This window comes from Streptomyces sp. NPDC041200 (genome assembly GCF_055591805.1).
Window position 1 is genome coordinate 177,633 of sequence record NZ_JBVIZF010000002.1, and the last position, 15,685, is coordinate 193,317.

Genomic DNA, 15,685 nt, shown 5'->3' on the forward strand with positions numbered 1-15,685 from the left:
GACTTACTCCTCGGTCGTCTCATCGGCCGGGGGCGGCGTGCCCCCGGCCGCCTCGGACGCGGCCTCCTCGGCTGCCTCGATCGCGGTCTCGATGACGTCCTCGACCTCTTCAGCCTCACGACCGGCCTCGGCGTTCCGGGCGATGCCCACGACGGCATCGCGCTTGCCCAGGTTGATCAGTTGGACGCCCATGGTGTCACGGCCCGTCTCCCTGACCTCGCTGACCCGTGTACGGATCACACCGCCCCCGAGCGTGATGGCGAGGATCTCGTCGCTCTCCTCGACCACCAGCGCTCCGACCAGCGAACCACGGTCCTCCACGATCTTGGCGGCCTTGATTCCGAGGCCGCCGCGGCCCTGGACGCGGTACTCGTCGACGTTCGAACGCTTCGCGTACCCACCGTCGGTGGCGGTGAACACGAACGTACCGGGCCGGACGACATTCATCGAGAGCAGCTCATCGTCCTCGCGGAAGCTCATGCCCTTCACGCCCGAGGTCGCGCGCCCCATCGGCCGCAGCGAATCATCGGTCGCCGTGAACCTGATCGATTGCGCCTTCTTGCTGATCAGCAGCAGATCGTCCTCGGCGGAGACCAGCTCAGCGCCGATCAGTTCGTCCTCGCGGCCGTCGTCCATCTCCCGGAGGTTGATGGCGATCACACCGCCGGAGCGCGGCGAATCGTAATCCTTCAGTGGTGTCTTCTTCACCAGACCCGACTTGGTGGCCAGCACCAGGTACGGCACCGCCTCGTAGTCCCGGATCGCCAGAATCCGGGCGATCTGCTCGTCCGGCTGGAACGCCAGCAGATTCGCGACGTGCTGGCCGCGCGCCTCCCGGCCCGCGTCCGGGAGTTCGTACGCCTTGGCCCGGTAGACCCGGCCCTTGTTGGTGAAGAACAGCAGCCAGTGGTGGGTGGTCGAGACGAAGAAGTGGTCGACGATGTCGTCCTGCTTCAGCTTCGTCCCGCGCACGCCCTTGCCGCCGCGCTTCTGCGAGCGGTAGTCCTCGGTCTTGGTGCGCTTCAGATAGCCGCCACGGGTGATCGTGACGACGATGTCCTCCTCGGCGATCAGGTCCTCGATGGACATGTCGCCGTCGAAGGGGACCAGCTTGGAGCGCCGGTCGTCGCCGAACTTCTCGACGAGCGTGGTCAGCTCCTCGCTGATGATCTGCCGCTGCCGCTCGGGCGAGGCGAGGATCGCGTTGTACTCGTTGATCTTCGCCTGCAGCTCGTCGTGCTCCTGGATGATCTTCTGACGCTCCAGGGCGGCCAGCCGCCGCAGCTGCATCTCCAGGATCGCGTTCGCCTGGATCTCGTCGATCTCCAGCAGCTCCATCAGGCCGCCGCGCGCGGTATCGGCCGTGTCGCTGCGCCGGATCAGCGCGATGACGTCGTCGATCGCGTCCAGCGCCTTGAGCAGACCGCGCAGGATGTGCGCCCGCTCCTCGGCCTTGCGCAGCCGGAAACGGGTCCGGCGGACGATGACCTCGACCTGGTGGGTGACCCAGTTGCGGATGAACGCGTCCAGCGACAGGGTGCGCGGCACACCGTCGACCAGCGCCAGCATGTTGGCGCCGAAGTTCGTCTGCAGATCGGTGTGCTTGTAGAGGTTGTTGAGGACGACCTTGGCGACCGAGTCCCGCTTGAGCACGATGACCAGGCGCTGGCCGGTGCGCGACGAGGTCTCGTCACGGACGTCCGCGATGCCGCCGATCCTGCCGTCCTTCACCAGGTCGGCGATCTTCTGCGCCAGGTTGTCCGGGTTGACCTGGTACGGCAGCTCGGTGACCACCAGGCACTGGCGGCCCTGGATCTCCTCGACCTCGACGACCGCTCGCATCGTGATCGAGCCACGCCCGGTGCGGTACGCCTCCTCGATGCCCTTGCGGCCCACGACCAGCGCGCCGGTCGGGAAGTCCGGGCCCTTGATCCGGTCGATCAGGGCCTCGAGCAGCTCCTCCTGGGTCGCCTCCGGGTTCGCCAGGAACCACTGGGCGCCCTCGGCGACCTCGCGCAGATTGTGCGGCGGGATGTTGGTGGCCATGCCCACCGCGATGCCCGCCGAGCCGTTGACCAGCAGGTTCGGGAAGCGGGCCGGCAGGACCGTCGGCTCCTGGTTACGGCCGTCGTAGTTGTCCTGGAAATCGACGGTCTCCTCGTCGATGTCCCGGAGCATCTCCATGGCCAGCGGCGCCATCTTGCACTCGGTGTACCGCATGGCCGCCGCGGGGTCGTTGCCCGGGGAGCCGAAGTTGCCGTTGGAGTCGACCAGCGGCATGCGCATGGACCACGACTGGGCCAGCCGCACGAGGGCGTCGTAGATGGACGAGTCACCGTGCGGGTGGTACGTGCCCATCACGTCGCCGACGACGCGGGCACATTTGTAGAAGCCCTTCTCGGGCCGGTATCCGCCGTCGTACATCGCGTACAGCACGCGCCGGTGCACCGGCTTGAGGCCGTCCCGGACGTCGGGCAGCGCACGGCTCACGATGACGCTCATCGCGTAGTCGAGGTACGAGCGCTGCATCTCGGTCTCGAGGCCGACCGCCTCGATGCGCATGGCGGCGCCCTCGGCGAGTTCGTCGGGCGTGGTGGGGTTGTTCTCGTCGGCCATTGCTGGTCAAGTCCTTCTGTCGTCTGCGGCTGCGGGTGGCCGACTCAGATGTCGAGGAAGCGGACATCCTTGGCGTTGCGCTGGATGAACGAACGCCGGGCCTCGACGTCCTCGCCCATCAGGACCGAGAACAGGTCGTCGGCCTGCGCCGCGTCGTCCAGCGTGACCTGGCCGAGGACCCGGCTGTCGAGGTCCATGGTGGTCACGCGCAGCTCCTCGGCGTTCATCTCGCCCAGACCCTTGAAGCGCTGCACCGAGTCGTCCTTGATGCGCTTGCCCTGCTCGCGGCCGGCCTGGATCAGGGCGTCCCGCTCCCGGTCCGAGTACGCGTACTCGAAGTCGTCCCGGCCCCACTTGATCTTGTAGAGCGGCGGGCGGGAGAGGAAGACGTGCCCGGCCTCGACGAGAGGACGCATGAAGCGGAAGAGGAACGTCAGCAGCAGGGTGTTGATGTGCTGGCCGTCGACGTCGGCGTCCGCCATCAAGATGATCTTGTGATAGCGGAGCTTGGCGATGTCGAAGTCCTCGTGCACACCGGTGCCGAAGGCCGAGATCAGCGCCTGGACCTCGTTGTTCTGGAGGATCTTGTCGACCCGAGCCTTCTCGACGTTGAGAATCTTGCCTCGGATCGGGAGGATCGCCTGGTACTGCGGATCACGGCCGGACTTGGCCGAACCACCGGCCGAGTCACCCTCGACGATGAAGATCTCGCACTTCGACGGGTCGTTGGACTGGCAGTCGCTCAGCTTGCCCGGCAGCGACGCGGTCTCCAGCAGCCCCTTGCGGCGGGTCAGGTCGCGCGCCTTGCGGGCCGCCACCCGGGCCGTCGCCGCCTGGATCCCCTTGCGGATGATGTCCGCCGCCTCGTTGGGGTTCCGGTCCAGCCAGTCGGTCAGATGCTCGTTGACGATCTTCTGGACGAAGGTCTTCGCCTCGGTGTTGCCCAGCTTCGTCTTCGTCTGGCCCTCGAACTGCGGCTCGCCCAGCTTGACCGAGATGATCGCGGTCAGGCCCTCGCGGATGTCCTCACCGGTGAGGTTGTCGTCCTTCTCGCGGAGCAGCTTCTTGTCGCGCGCGTACTTGTTGATCAGGTACGTCAGCGCTGCCCGGAAGCCCTCCTCGTGCGTACCGCCCTCATGGGTGTGGATGGTGTTCGCGAAGCTGTAGACACCCTCGGAGTACTGGGTGTTCCACTGCATCGCGATCTCGAGGGAGAGCAACCGCTCCTTGTCCTCGGCCTCGAAGCCGATCACCGTGGGGTGAACCAGCTCGCCCTTGCGGGAGTTGAGGTACGTGACGAAGTCGACGATGCCGCCCTCGTAGTGGTACCGCACGGAGAGCGGCTTGCCCTCCTCGTCCACATGGGCCTCGCGCTCGTCCATCAGCGAGATCGACAGGCCCTTGTTGAGGAACGCCATCTCCTGGAAGCGCCGGGACAGCGTCTCGAACGAGTACTCGGTGGTCTCGAAGATGTCCCCGTCGGCCCAGAAGGTGACGGTCGTGCCGGTCTCCTCCGTGGCCTCGTTCTTGGCCAGGGGAGCGGTCGGCACACCGGTCTTGTAGTCCTGGGTCCAGCGGTATCCGTCCGTCTTGACCTCGACCGAGACCTTCGACGACAGGGCGTTGACGACGGAGACGCCGACGCCGTGCAGACCGCCGGAGACCGCGTAGCCGCCGCCGCCGAACTTGCCGCCCGCGTGCAGGACGGTCAGCACGACCTCCACGGCCGGCTTCCCCTCCGAGGGAACGATGCCCACCGGGATCCCACGGCCGTTGTCGACGACGCGAACCCCGCCGTCGGGGAGGATCGTGACGTCGATGGTGTCCGCGTGACCGGCCATGGCCTCATCGACGGAGTTGTCGACGACCTCCTGGACCAGGTGGTGCAGGCCGCGCTCACCGGTGGAACCGATGTACATACCGGGTCGCTTGCGGACCGCGTCCAGCCCCTCCAGGACGGTGATCGCACTGGCGTCGTACGACGGCGGAGCCAGGGCCTCGCCGCCGGGGATGGACGTGATGTTTTCGATGGGGTTGCCGGAATCGGCCACGAAGCGCCCTTTCTGGCACAGCACATGCCGTCTCCGGGCAGGCAGGAGCGGCTGCGTCGTTCAACATGTGTCCGCAAGCGCTCGGTGCGCCAGCGGCGACGGTGTACTCGCCCAGTCTACCGGTAGCGCCGACAAGAATGGGGGCTTGCTGGTGCCTGAGTCCGCATGTGCCGCCCTGAACCGGTCGGCGGCGACTCCCCATATGCGGGGACGGGCTCCAAGAGGCTCACACCGCCACTCAGCGCTTCGAGCTGTCAACCACCGGCTACCGTGACCGGGGTCTCAGCCGTCACCCTGTGCTCAGGCGTCCATACAGGCTCTGAGAGCGGGTCCGGACGGGGTCCGGGGGCGGTTCCGTACGGGCTCCAGAGGCGGAGCCGTACGGGACCCCGGGCGCCCGTCAGCCGTAGGTGTCACCCGGGCCGGTACTGCCGGGGGAGCGCAGCGGACCGTAGCGCCGGGGCGGTCCGCCCGGGCCCAGCACCTTGATCAACCGCACCGTGCCCTGCCCGAGATCGGCGTTGAGCCGGGCCACCAGCTGCGGTGCGAGCAGCCGCAGCTGGGTCGCCCACGCCGTGGAGTCGCAGCGCACGGTCAGCACCCGGGCGTCCTCGTCGTACCGCTGCGGCTCACAGTGCTGGGCGACCTCCGGGCCGACCATCTGGGGCCAGCGGCCCATCACCCCGCCGACCGCCGCCGGGGCCTCCCAGCCCCGCTCGGTGATCAGCCGGTTGATCGCCGCACCCAGCGGGAGCGGATCGCGCCCATCGGCGCGCGCGCCGGAGCGCAAGCCCCCGCGACGCGCCTGCTTCTTCTGCTGGGCGGCCGCGCCACGGGCCCGCGCCTGCTCCTTGGCGGCGCGCAGCGCGACCCGCGCCAGATCGACGCCCGAGGGCTCGGGGGTCTTCGGGGGCTGGTCCGTCATACCCGCCGCACCTCCCCCTCGGCCACCGCGTAGCGCACGCCCGCCAGCACCTCCGGGACGTCCTCCTCCACGGCCGCCGTGACCAGCACCTGCTCCCCGGGGGCGACCAGCTCGGCCAGCCGCTCCCGGCGCCGGGTGTCCAGCTCGGCGAAGACGTCGTCGAGCACCAGCACCGGTTCGGCGCCCTCCGCGCGCAGCAGGTCGTACGAGGCCAGCCGCAGCGCGAGGGCGTACGACCAGGACTCGCCATGGCTCGCGTACCCCTTGGCCGGGAGCCGCCCGAGCTTGAGGACGAGGTCGTCCCGGTGCGGTCCCACCAGCGTGACGCCGCGCTCGATCTCCTGTTTGCGCGCGTCGGCCAGGGCTGCCATCAGCCGCTCGTACAGCTCCTCACGGCTGCCGGCCGCGGTCAGGTCCTCACCGGCCGAGCCTCGGTACTCCAGCAGGACCGGGCCGCCGCCCGGGGCCAGTTGCTCGTACGCCTTGTCGGCGAGCGGCTGCAGCACGCTGATCAGATCGAAGCGCTGGGCGAGCAACTCGGCGCCGGTACGGGCCAGGTGCTGGTCCCAGACGTCGAGGGTGGACAGCGCCGCGTCACCACCGCTTCCGCCGCTTCCGCCGCTTCCACCGCGCGAACCGTGCCGCCGGGCCAACGCGGCGGTCTTCAGCAGGCTGTTGCGCTGTTTGAGCACCCGGTCGTAGTCCGAGCGGACCCCGGCCATGCGCGGCGCACGGGCGGTGATCAGCTCGTCGAGGAAGCGGCGGCGCTCACCGGGGTCGCCCTTGATCAGGGCCAGGTCCTCGGGCGCGAACAGCACCGTACGCAGGATGCCGAGCACATCACGCGGTCTGACCTGCGAGGACCGGTTGATGCGGGCGCGGTTGGCCCTGCCGGGGTTCAGCTCCAGCTCGACCAGCTGCTGCCGGTCCCCCTGGACCACCGCGGCCCGGACGACCGCCCGCTCGGCCCCCATGCGCACCATCGGGGCGTCCGAGGAGACGCGGTGGCTGCCGAGCGTGGCGAGATAGCCGACGGCCTCGACCAGGTTGGTCTTGCCCTGGCCGTTGGGCCCGACGAAGGCGGTGACGCCCGGGCCCAGGGCGACCTCGGCCCGGGCGTACGAGCGGAAGTCGGCGAGCGACAGATGCGTGACGTGCATGATGGGCTGCGCCGACCTCCCCCGGCAGTACTACACCCTTGAGGTGCTGCTTACTTGGTGTTCTCCACCGCGTGACCGCCGAACTGATTGCGCAGCGCGGCGACCATCTTCATCTGCGGGGAGTCGTCCTGACGCGAGGCGAAGCGGGCGAACAGGGACGCCGTGATCGCGGGCAGCGGCACCGCGTTGTCGATCGCGGCTTCCACGGTCCAGCGGCCCTCGCCCGAGTCCTCGGCGTATCCGCGCAGCCTGGTCAGGTGCTCGTCGTCGTCCAGGGCGCGGACGGCCAGGTCCAGCAGCCAGGAGCGGATGACGGTGCCCTCCTGCCAGGAACGGAACACCTCGCGGACGTCGGTGACCGAGTCCACGGCTTCCAGCAGCTCCCAGCCCTCCGCGTAGGCCTGCATCATCGCGTACTCGATGCCGTTGTGGACCATCTTGGCGAAGTGGCCCGCGCCGACCTTGCCCGCGTGGACGGACCCGGCGCTGCCCTCGGGCTTGAGCGCGTCGAAGACCGGCTGGACCTTGGCGACGTGCTCGGCCGCACCGCCGTACATCAGCGCATAGCCGTTCTCCAGGCCCCAGACTCCGCCGGAGACACCGCAGTCGACAAAGCCGATGCCCTTGGCCTTCAGCTCCTCGGCGTGCTTCTCGTCGTCCGTCCAGCGGGAGTTGCCGCCGTCCACGACGATGTCGCCGGGCGACAGGAGTTCCGCCAGCTCGTCGATGGTGGTCTGGGTCGCGGAACCGGCCGGAACCATGATCCACACCACTCGCGGGCCCTTGAGCTTGCTCACCAGCTCGCCGAGGCTGTGTACATCGGCGACGTCCGGGTTGCGGTCGTATCCGATGACGGTGTGGCCTGCGCGGCGAATGCGCTCGCGCATGTTGCCGCCCATCTTGCCGAGGCCGACGAGACCGAGCTCCATCAGTGATCCTTATGCCGTAGTCAGTGCGGTTCGTACCTGGGACCGAGCCTACGCCCGCGAGTGTCCGCACAGATGTTGGCTACACCCGCTCATCCGCTCGGTCTTCGGCCACTCAGCCGCTCAGCCGGACCGGCATGATCAGGTACTTGTACGCCTCGTCCGCCTCGGCGTCCATGGCGGGCTTGCCACTGAGCAGGGCGGGCTTCGTCGACGTGGTGAAGGACAGCTGGGCGACCGGCGAGTCGATCGCGCTGAGCCCGTCGAGCAGGAACGTCGGGTTGAAGGCGATGGAGATGTCGTCGCCGTCGAGCTGGGCGTCGACGCGCTCCACAGCCTGTGCGTCGTCGCTGGAACCGGCCTCCAGGATCAGCACGCCCTGCTCGAAGCTGAGCCGCACCGGCGTGTTCCGCTCGGCGACCAGGGCCACACGCTTGACGGCCTCCACGAAGGGGGCGGTCTCGATCACCGCGACGGAGTTGAACTCGGTCGGGAAGAGCGTGCGGTACTTCGGCAGGTCACCTTCGAGCAGCCGGGTGGTCGTACGGCGCCCGGCGCCCTCGAAGCCGATCAGCCCCTCGCCCGCGCCCGAGCCGGACAGCGCCAGGGCGACCGTGTCGCCGCTGGTCAGCGACTTGGCGGTGTCGAGCAGCGTCTTGGCGGGGACCAGTGCGACGGCCGAGATGTCCGGCGTCTCCGGCTTCCACAGGAACTCGCGGACCGCGAACCGGTAGCGGTCGGTGGAGGCCAGCGTGACGGTGTCGCCCTCGATCTCGATCCGCACACCGGTGAGCACCGGCAGGGTGTCGTCCCGGCCGGCCGCGATGGCGACCTGGGCGGCGGCGGCGGCGAAGACCTCACCGGGGACGGTGCCGGTCGCGGTCGGCATCTGCGGCAGCGCCGGGTACTCCTCCACAGGCAGTGTGTGGAGGGTGAAGCGCGACGAGCCGCAGACGACGGTCACGCGCACGCCGTCGCTGGAGATCTCCACAGGGCGATTGGGGAGAGCGCGGCAGATGTCGGCGAGGAGGCGGCCGGAGACCAGGACCGTGCCGTCGTCCTCCACGTCGGCTTCGACGGAGACGCGGGCCGAGACCTCGTAGTCGAAGCCGGAGAGGCTCAGAGCGCCTTCCTCCGCCTTCAGCAGGATGCCCGCGAGGACGGGCACCGGCGGACGGGCCGGGAGGCTGCGGGCTGTCCAGGCCACTGCCTCCGCGAGTACATCGCGCTCCACCCGGATCTTCACCGGAAACCGCCTCCTGCTGTTGCTGGCTCGCCCTGCTGGCCTTCGTCGTCGGCTGTTGTGCCGGAGACCAGTCTGACGCACGCCGCTGACAGTCGGCGCGGCTCGGGGTCAAGTCGGTGCGAGACGTGTCGGGCGGCCCGGCCCGAAGTTGTGCACAGGCCCCACTTCGAAGCGTTTTCCTCGCTCTAACTGTGTGGTCGTAGTAGTAGGGCCTGTGGAAACGGTGGAAAACTGCTTTTGCGCAGGTCAGCACCGTTTTTTTGTCCACCGACCCTGTGGGTGGCACCCGTGGACAACTCGAGCGCTCTGTGGACGCCGGAAAGTTCTGCACACGCGATACACAGGCGCTGCCCGGTTCTCCCCAGCGGCGTCCCCAGTTTTACCCACCTTCCCCACAGCCCAACCCGGCTTCTTGGTGTGACGCCTTTCACTCGGTCCGGTGAGGGTGACCATTTCGTTGCCGAACAGTGGACAGGCGTGTGGAGGAGCTGTGGGTAACCCCCCTGTCCCTGTGGGCGGCCGGTGGACAACTCGAAGCGCGGTCTGTGGGCAATCCCTTCGTCCACAGACTGTGGACTGAGGTTTGCCACAATTCCACACCCGCCTGACCTCGACTGATCCCATCCTGCACCCCAAGCCTGTGGACGGTTTCGGGACAACCGAGCAGTCCCCAAGGTGTGGACGGCGCATTCGCCGTGGATCTGTGGAGAACTCGCCTGTCAGGGCATGGAATCGAACAGTCGGGGAGAGCGAACGACGAAGGGCGCCCCGGGAGTTGTCCGTCCCGGAGCGCCCTTGTGCGTCTCTGCGGTGTGTCACGGGGCCGCGTGGTGCCCGTCGCCGACCGGCTTTGCGGCCCGTTCAGCCGTTCTTGATGCGGTTGGTCAGCTCGGTGACCTGGTTGTAGATGGAGCGCCGCTCGGCCATCAGCGCCCGGATCTTGCGGTCCGCGTGCATCACGGTCGTGTGGTCCCGGCCGCCGAACTGCGCGCCGATCTTGGGCAGGGAGAGATCGGTCAGCTCACGGCACAGATACATCGCGATCTGCCGCGCGGTGACCAGCACCCGGCTGCGGGAGGCGCCGCACAGGTCGTCCACCGTGTGCCCGAAGTAGTCGGCGGTCGCGGCCATGATCGCGGTGGCGGTGATCTCCGGGGCCGCGTCCTCGCCGCCGGGGATCAGATCCTTGAGGACGATCTCGGTGAGGCCGAGGTCCACCGGCTGCCGGTTCAGGCTCGCGAAAGCCGTGACCCGGATCAGCGCGCCCTCCAGCTCCCGGATGTTGCGGGAGATCCGGGAGGCGATGAACTCCAGTACCTCCGGCGGCGCGTTCAGCTGCTCCTGCACCGCCTTCTTACGGAGGATCGCGATCCGCGTCTCCAGCTCCGGCGGCTGCACATCGGTGATCAGGCCCCACTCGAAGCGGTTGCGGAGCCGGTCCTCCAGGGTGACCAGCTGCTTGGGCGGCCGGTCGGAGGAGAGCACGATCTGCTTGTTGGCGTTGTGGAGCGTATTGAAGGTGTGGAAGAACTCCTCCTGCGTCGACTCCTTGCTCGCCAGGAACTGGATGTCGTCGACCAGCAGGATGTCCATGTCGCGGTAGCGCTTGCGGAACGCGTCCGCCTTGCCGTCGCGGATGGAGTTGATGAACTCGTTGGTGAACTCCTCGGAGCTCACATAGCGCACCCGGGTGCCGGGGTAGAGGCTGCGGGCGTAGTGCCCGATGGCGTGCAGCAGATGGGTCTTGCCGAGCCCCGACTCCCCGTAGATGAAGAGCGGGTTGTACGCCTTGGCCGGAGCCTCGGCGACCGCGACCGCCGCGGCGTGCGCGAAGCGGTTGGAGGCACCGATGACGAAGGTGTCGAAGAGGTACTTGGGATTCAGCCGGGCGGTCGGCTCACCGGGGCCGGACGCGGGCGCGGGCTGTGCGGCGAGCGGGCCGGGGGCGCCGGTCTGCGAGGGCAGGACGGGCGGTCCGCCGCGGGCGCGCTCCAGCGGGTCGGGGAGATCGTGGCGCTGCTGCTCGTACGGCGGACGCTCGGGCAGGCCGCCCGGGCCGCCGTGGCCCCCATGACCGCTGTGACCGCTGTGACCGCTGTGGCCACCGGAGCCGGGGCCGCCCGGGCCAGCGCCCGGACCGCCCGGGCCGGGCCCCCGGTAGTCGCCGCGCGGCTGCTGGTCGTACGGCTGCTGGTCGTAGCCGGACGAGGAGTGCTGTGACGCGTACGGATCGGCCTCGGGGAAACCGCCGAGCCGGGGCTGCTGCCAGCCGTAGTCGTCATGAGGCCGCTGCCAGGCGGCGGGCTCGGGGCGCTGCTGCTGATAGCCGGGGTACGCGGGGCGGGCGGTCGGCAGCTCGTCGGGCGCCTGGCGGCCGTAGCCGTCGCGGTTCTCGTAACTCTCGTACCCGTCGCGACCGTCGCGGTTCTCGTATCCCTCCCGGCGGCTCTCGTATCCGTCCCGGCCGTCGCGGCTCTCCCGGCTGTCCCGGCTGTCGCGCTGCGGCTGCTGCGGGACGATCGGCTCGCCGGCCGACTCGTCGACGGTGATCGCGATGCGGATCGGGCGGCCGCACTCCCGGCTCAGCGTTTCGCTGACGATCGGGGCCAGCCTGCCCTCCAGCACGCCCTTGGCGAATTCATTGGGGACGGCGAGCAGGGCGGTGTCGGCGACGAGGGCGAGGGGCTGACACCGTTTGATCCAGTGCTCGTCCTTGGCCTCGACGCCCTGCCCTCCCTGACCCGTGCCTTCTCCCAGAAGCCGTTCCAGCACGCGTGGCCACACTGCGGCAAGATCGGCAGGTACGTCAGCCACAGGGCACGCTCTCTCACTCGCTGGGTGGGGGACGCCGACATGTCCCACGAAAGGTGGTTCTCGGGACGGGTGGGAAGGAATCGGAGCCCGGCCACGGTAGTCAGGCCGGGGTTCCGGGTTCAAGTCGTTGTCCACAGGGTGTGTACAAATGTGCCATGTGATGTCGCCGGTCGTTCCCCTGCCCCACGGGCGGACGGGGCGGTGCGCGGTCCGGGCCGTCTGTCGGTTTGACCGGATGGCGTAACCGCGCGTACCGTAACCAGGTCGAGTTGTCGATGGCTGCTGCCGCCTGCCTCCGATGGGCAAGGGTCACGGACTTCATGATCCGTGATCGTGAAGCGGTGCACTCGGGCGTATTGCGAGCTACTCGTGGGCGCACGGTGACAGCCAGGCGATGTACCGCCACTACCCGATTCATTTCTGGAGCCCCCGAGTGAGCAAGCGCACCTTCCAGCCGAACAACCGTCGCCGCGCGAAGACCCACGGGTTCCGGCTGCGTATGCGTACCCGTGCCGGCCGCGCGATCCTCGCGTCCCGCCGTAGCAAGGGTCGCGCCAGCCTGTCGGCCTGAGCAGCCTGACCCAAGGTCCATGACGTGCTGCCTACCGAGCATCGGCTGAGGCGGCGCCAGGACTTCGCTGCCGCGGTACGACGCGGACGCAGGGCTGGTCGCCCGCTTCTCGTCGTGCACTTTCGCAGCGGCCTCACCAGCAAAAACACGGACCCGCACGCACCTGGGGAGAGTGCTCCCCCGGCGCGTGCGGGTTTCGTCGTCAGCAAGGCGGTCGGCGGTGCCGTCGTCCGCAACCTGGTGAAGCGCAGACTGCGCCATCTCATGCGGGACCGTCTCGATCATTTTCCCGCAGGTAGCCTTGTGGTCGTACGGGCGCTGCCCGGTGCGGGTGAGGCGGGTCACGACCAGCTGGCCCGCGACCTCGACACCGCAGTGCAGCGGCTACTGGGAGGGGTGCCGCGATGAAGTACCCGCTGCTGTGGTTGATCAAGCTGTACCAGTGGACCATCAGCCCCATGCTGGGGCCGGTCTGCAGGTACTACCCGTCGTGCTCACACTATGGCTACACGGCCATTGACCGGCACGGCGCGGTGAAAGGAACGGCGCTGACGGCGTGGCGCATCCTGCGCTGCAACCCGTGGTCGCCCGGTGGCGTCGACCATGTGCCGCCCCGGAAGCATCCGGTGTGGCACCAGCGGCTGCGGAACCGCTTCGGCGGGCACTCCGCTGTGGAGCCTGCCGCACAGCCCGAGACCCAGCCCAACGCCCAAGGAGCCTGATTCGTGGACACGATCCTCGGTCCTCTTTATGACGTAGTTTCCTGGATCATCGTCCAGTTCCACTCGTTCTACAGCCTCATTTTTGACCGGAACAGTGGCTGGGCGTGGGGTCTGTCCATCGTTTCGCTGGTGGTACTGATCCGTATCTGCCTGATCCCGCTCTTCGTGAAGCAGATCAAGGCGACGCGGAACATGCAGGCGCTCCAGCCGAAGATGAAGGCGATCCAGGAGCGCTACAAGAGCGACAAGCAGCGCCAGTCCGAAGAGATGATGAAGCTCTACAAGGAGACGGGCACCAACCCGCTCTCGAGCTGTCTCCCGATTCTGGCGCAGTCGCCGTTCTTCATCGCGCTCTACCAGGTCCTCAACCACATCGCGAACAACAAGACGGTCGGCGTCATCGACCAGTCGCTGCTGGACAGCGCCCGTAACGCGCACATCTTCGGCGCTCCCCTGTCCGTGAAGTTCATGGACTCCGCCTCGAAGGTCGAGTCCCTCGGAGCGTCGCTGACGGACGTCCGCATCGTGACGATCACCATGATCGTGCTGATGTCGGCGTCGCAGTTCTTCACCCAGCGCCAGCTGATGACCAAGAACGTCGACCTGACGGTGAAGACGCCGTTCATGCAGCAGCAGAAGATGCTGATGTACGTCTTCCCGATCATGTTCGCCGTCTTCGGCATCAACTTCCCCGTCGGTGTCCTCGTCTACTGGCTGACCACCAACGTCTGGACCCTCGGCCAGCAGATGTTCGTCATCCGCCGTAACCCGACCCCGGGCAGCGTCGCTTTCGAGGCGCGCCAGGAGCGGCTGCGGGCCAAGGGCAAGCTGAAGGAGGAGCCGGCCGACGTCGCCGCCAAGGAGGCCGCCGAGACGGCCCGTGCCAACCGCCAGCAGCCCAAGCGGCAGACCAAGTCGCAGCGCACCACCGCGGCCGGCCACGGCCACAGCAAGGCGACGGCGCAGTCGGGTTCCACGGCGAAGGTGTCCAAGTCCGACCAGGAGCAGACGCAGCAGAGCGCGGCGGAGAAGAAGGGCTCGCAGGGCGGCAAGCCGGCCGGCGGCTCGGCCTCCGGCTCCCGGAACACGAAGTCCGGGCAGCGCAAGGGCCAGCAGCGTCCCAAGCACCCGTCCAAGAAGTAACGAAGGAGTCCATCCGTGACGGAAGGCACCACCCCCGCCGCCGAGGGTGTCGACACCCTGTCCCGCCTCGAACAGGAAGGGGAGATCGCGGCCGACTACCTCGAAGGTCTGCTGGACATCGCGGACCTCGACGGTGACATCGACATGGACGTCGAGGCCGACCGCGCAGCGGTGTCGATCATCAGCGAATCGACCAGCCGTGACCTGCAGAAGCTGGTCGGCCGTGACGGCGAGGTGCTGGAGGCCCTTCAGGAGCTGACCCGGCTCGCGGTGCACCGGGAGACCGGTGACCGCAGCCGGCTGATGCTCGACATCGCCGGATACCGGGCCCGGAAGCGCGCCGAGCTGACCGAGCTGGGCACCAAGGCCGCGGAGGACGCGAAGGGTTCCGGCGAGCCGGTGAAGCTCAAGGCGATGACGCCGTTCGAGCGCAAGGTGGTGCATGACGCGGTGGCCGCCGCCGGACTGCACAGCGAGTCCGAGGGCGAGGAGCCCCAGCGCTGTGTGGTCGTACTCCCGGCCTGACCAGGCCCGGCCTCATGGTCTCCCCGGCCCCGTCTGCGCGCAGACGGGGCCGAATCTTGTCAGCCTTACATCAGCATCGTTCAGACAGTGCTCGGTACGGAAGGACGGTCCCCGTGACGGAAGCAGCGGAGTTCCCCCCGGCGCCCGAGGAGGCTCGGGATGTATTCGGTGAGTGCTTCCCAGAGGCTGTTCGGTATGGCGAGCTGCTGGCCGATGTGGGCGTGACCCGCGGGCTGATCGGCCCGCGCGAGGTGCCGCGGCTGTGGGAGCGGCATCTGCTGAACTGCGCCGTGCTCTCCGAGGTGGTGCCCGAGGGCGTCACCGTGTGTGATGTGGGCTCGGGCGCCGGCCTCCCCGGCATTCCGCTCGCCCTGACCCGCCCGGATCTGCGGATCACTCTGCTGGAGCCGCTGCTGCGCCGTACGAACTTCCTTCGGGAAGTGGTGGAGCTGCTGGGCCTGGAGCATGTCACGGTCGTGCGGGGCCGCGCCGAGGAGGTCCTGGGGAAGCTTCCTCCGGTGCATGTGGTCACGGCCCGGGCGGTGGCCCCGCTGGACCGGCTGGCCGGCTGGGGGGTTCCGCTGCTGCGGCCGTACGGGGAGATGCTGCTGCTGAAGGGTGACACGGCCGAGGAGGAGCTGAAGCATGCCCGCGCGGCGCTGAGCAAGCTCGGTGTGGTGGATACCTCGGTGCTGCATGTCGGCGAGGGCGTTGTGGATCCGCTGTCCACCGTGGTGCGGGTCGAGGTCGGGGAGAGCCCCGGAGGTGTGAGGTTCGCCGCGAAGCGTGCCAAGGCGGCACGGAAGGCGCCGCGCCGCCGCCCCTGAGTCCTCTGACGTAGGCCGACCGGCGCGGCGGGGTGCTCCATACAAGCTGCCTAAACTACGCATACCGGAGTGTCGCGACGGAACAACGGGCCTGCCCGTGCATCGTGTTTCACGTGAAACGTCGCTCCCTGCTGCATGGAATCATCAGTCGCGGTCGTG

13 protein-coding genes are annotated in these 15,685 nt (G+C 68.4%); 6 read left to right on the plus strand and 7 right to left on the minus strand.

Going from position 1 to position 15,685, the window contains the following annotated elements:
* Nucleotides 1–3: 3 nt before the first annotated feature.
* The 7 genes from gyrA to dnaA form a co-directional block, all read right to left on the minus strand.
* Nucleotides 4–2,616, minus strand: coding sequence for a DNA gyrase subunit A (gyrA, locus tag ACZ6CL_RS05885; RefSeq protein ID WP_468931660.1), 2,613 nt, complete (start codon nt 2,614–2,616; stop codon nt 4–6).
* A gap of 44 nt (nt 2,617–2,660) precedes the next feature.
* Nucleotides 2,661–4,691, minus strand: a complete 2,031-nt coding sequence (gene gyrB / locus ACZ6CL_RS05890) for a DNA topoisomerase (ATP-hydrolyzing) subunit B (protein ID WP_468931662.1) — start codon at nt 4,689–4,691, stop codon at nt 2,661–2,663.
* Between the two features lie 376 nt (nt 4,692–5,067).
* Entirely contained in the window at nt 5,068–5,592 is a 525-nt protein-coding gene (locus ACZ6CL_RS05895) for a DciA family protein (RefSeq protein ID WP_468931664.1), read from the minus strand.
* The gene (gene recF / locus ACZ6CL_RS05900; RefSeq protein WP_468931666.1) at nt 5,589–6,752 is read right to left on the minus strand and encodes a DNA replication/repair protein RecF; all 1,164 of its coding nucleotides are present in this window, start codon (nt 6,750–6,752) and stop codon (nt 5,589–5,591) included. The genes ACZ6CL_RS05895 and recF overlap by 4 nt, the downstream gene beginning before the upstream one ends.
* A gap of 50 nt (nt 6,753–6,802) precedes the next feature.
* Nucleotides 6,803–7,681: a phosphogluconate dehydrogenase (NAD(+)-dependent, decarboxylating) gene (gene gnd / locus ACZ6CL_RS05905; protein WP_468931668.1), complete on the minus strand. Its 879-nt coding sequence runs from the start codon at nt 7,679–7,681 to the stop codon at nt 6,803–6,805.
* A 112-nt stretch (nt 7,682–7,793) separates the two neighbouring features.
* Complete coding sequence (gene dnaN / locus ACZ6CL_RS05910) at nt 7,794–8,924, minus strand: DNA polymerase III subunit beta (RefSeq protein WP_398295763.1); 1,131 nt, start codon at nt 8,922–8,924, stop codon at nt 7,794–7,796.
* Between the two features lie 861 nt (nt 8,925–9,785).
* Nucleotides 9,786–11,738: a chromosomal replication initiator protein DnaA gene (dnaA, locus tag ACZ6CL_RS05915; RefSeq protein WP_468931670.1), complete on the minus strand. Its 1,953-nt coding sequence runs from the start codon at nt 11,736–11,738 to the stop codon at nt 9,786–9,788.
* 433 nt (nt 11,739–12,171) lie between these two features.
* On the opposite strand from dnaA, the gene rpmH reads away from it, so the two are divergent.
* The 6 genes from rpmH (at nt 12,172) to rsmG (ending at nt 15,526) form a co-directional block, all read left to right on the plus strand.
* Entirely contained in the window at nt 12,172–12,309 is a 138-nt protein-coding gene (gene rpmH / locus ACZ6CL_RS05920) for a 50S ribosomal protein L34 (protein ID WP_006348049.1), read from the plus strand.
* A gap of 24 nt (nt 12,310–12,333) precedes the next feature.
* Nucleotides 12,334–12,717, plus strand: coding sequence for a ribonuclease P protein component (gene rnpA / locus ACZ6CL_RS05925; protein ID WP_009716484.1), 384 nt, complete (start codon nt 12,334–12,336; stop codon nt 12,715–12,717).
* Nucleotides 12,714–13,031, plus strand: a complete 318-nt coding sequence (gene yidD, locus ACZ6CL_RS05930; RefSeq protein WP_468931674.1) for a membrane protein insertion efficiency factor YidD — start codon at nt 12,714–12,716, stop codon at nt 13,029–13,031. The genes rnpA and yidD overlap by 4 nt, the downstream gene beginning before the upstream one ends.
* Nucleotides 13,032–13,034: 3 nt before the next feature.
* Complete coding sequence (gene yidC, locus ACZ6CL_RS05935) at nt 13,035–14,174, plus strand: membrane protein insertase YidC (protein WP_468931675.1); 1,140 nt, start codon at nt 13,035–13,037, stop codon at nt 14,172–14,174.
* Nucleotides 14,175–14,189: 15 nt separating this feature from the next.
* Nucleotides 14,190–14,699 (plus strand): Jag family protein, encoded by a 510-nt coding sequence (locus ACZ6CL_RS05940; protein ID WP_468931678.1) that lies wholly within the window; start codon nt 14,190–14,192, stop codon nt 14,697–14,699.
* A gap of 113 nt (nt 14,700–14,812) precedes the next feature.
* Nucleotides 14,813–15,526, plus strand: a complete 714-nt coding sequence (rsmG, locus tag ACZ6CL_RS05945; protein WP_468931681.1) for a 16S rRNA (guanine(527)-N(7))-methyltransferase RsmG — start codon at nt 14,813–14,815, stop codon at nt 15,524–15,526.
* Nucleotides 15,527–15,685 lie beyond the last annotated feature (159 nt).

Coding starts and splice junctions, on each gene's coding strand:
- gyrA (WP_468931660.1), bottom strand. CDS start 2,616: ATGGCCGACGAGAACAACCCCACCACGCCCGACGAACTCGCCGAGGGC.
- ACZ6CL_RS05895 (WP_468931664.1), bottom strand. CDS start 5,592: ATGACGGACCAGCCCCCGAAGACCCCCGAGCCCTCGGGCGTCGATCTG.
- recF (WP_468931666.1), bottom strand. CDS start 6,752: ATGCACGTCACGCATCTGTCGCTCGCCGACTTCCGCTCGTACGCCCGG.
- gnd (WP_468931668.1), bottom strand. CDS start 7,681: ATGGAGCTCGGTCTCGTCGGCCTCGGCAAGATGGGCGGCAACATGCGC.
- yidD (WP_468931674.1), top strand. CDS start 12,714: ATGAAGTACCCGCTGCTGTGGTTGATCAAGCTGTACCAGTGGACCATC.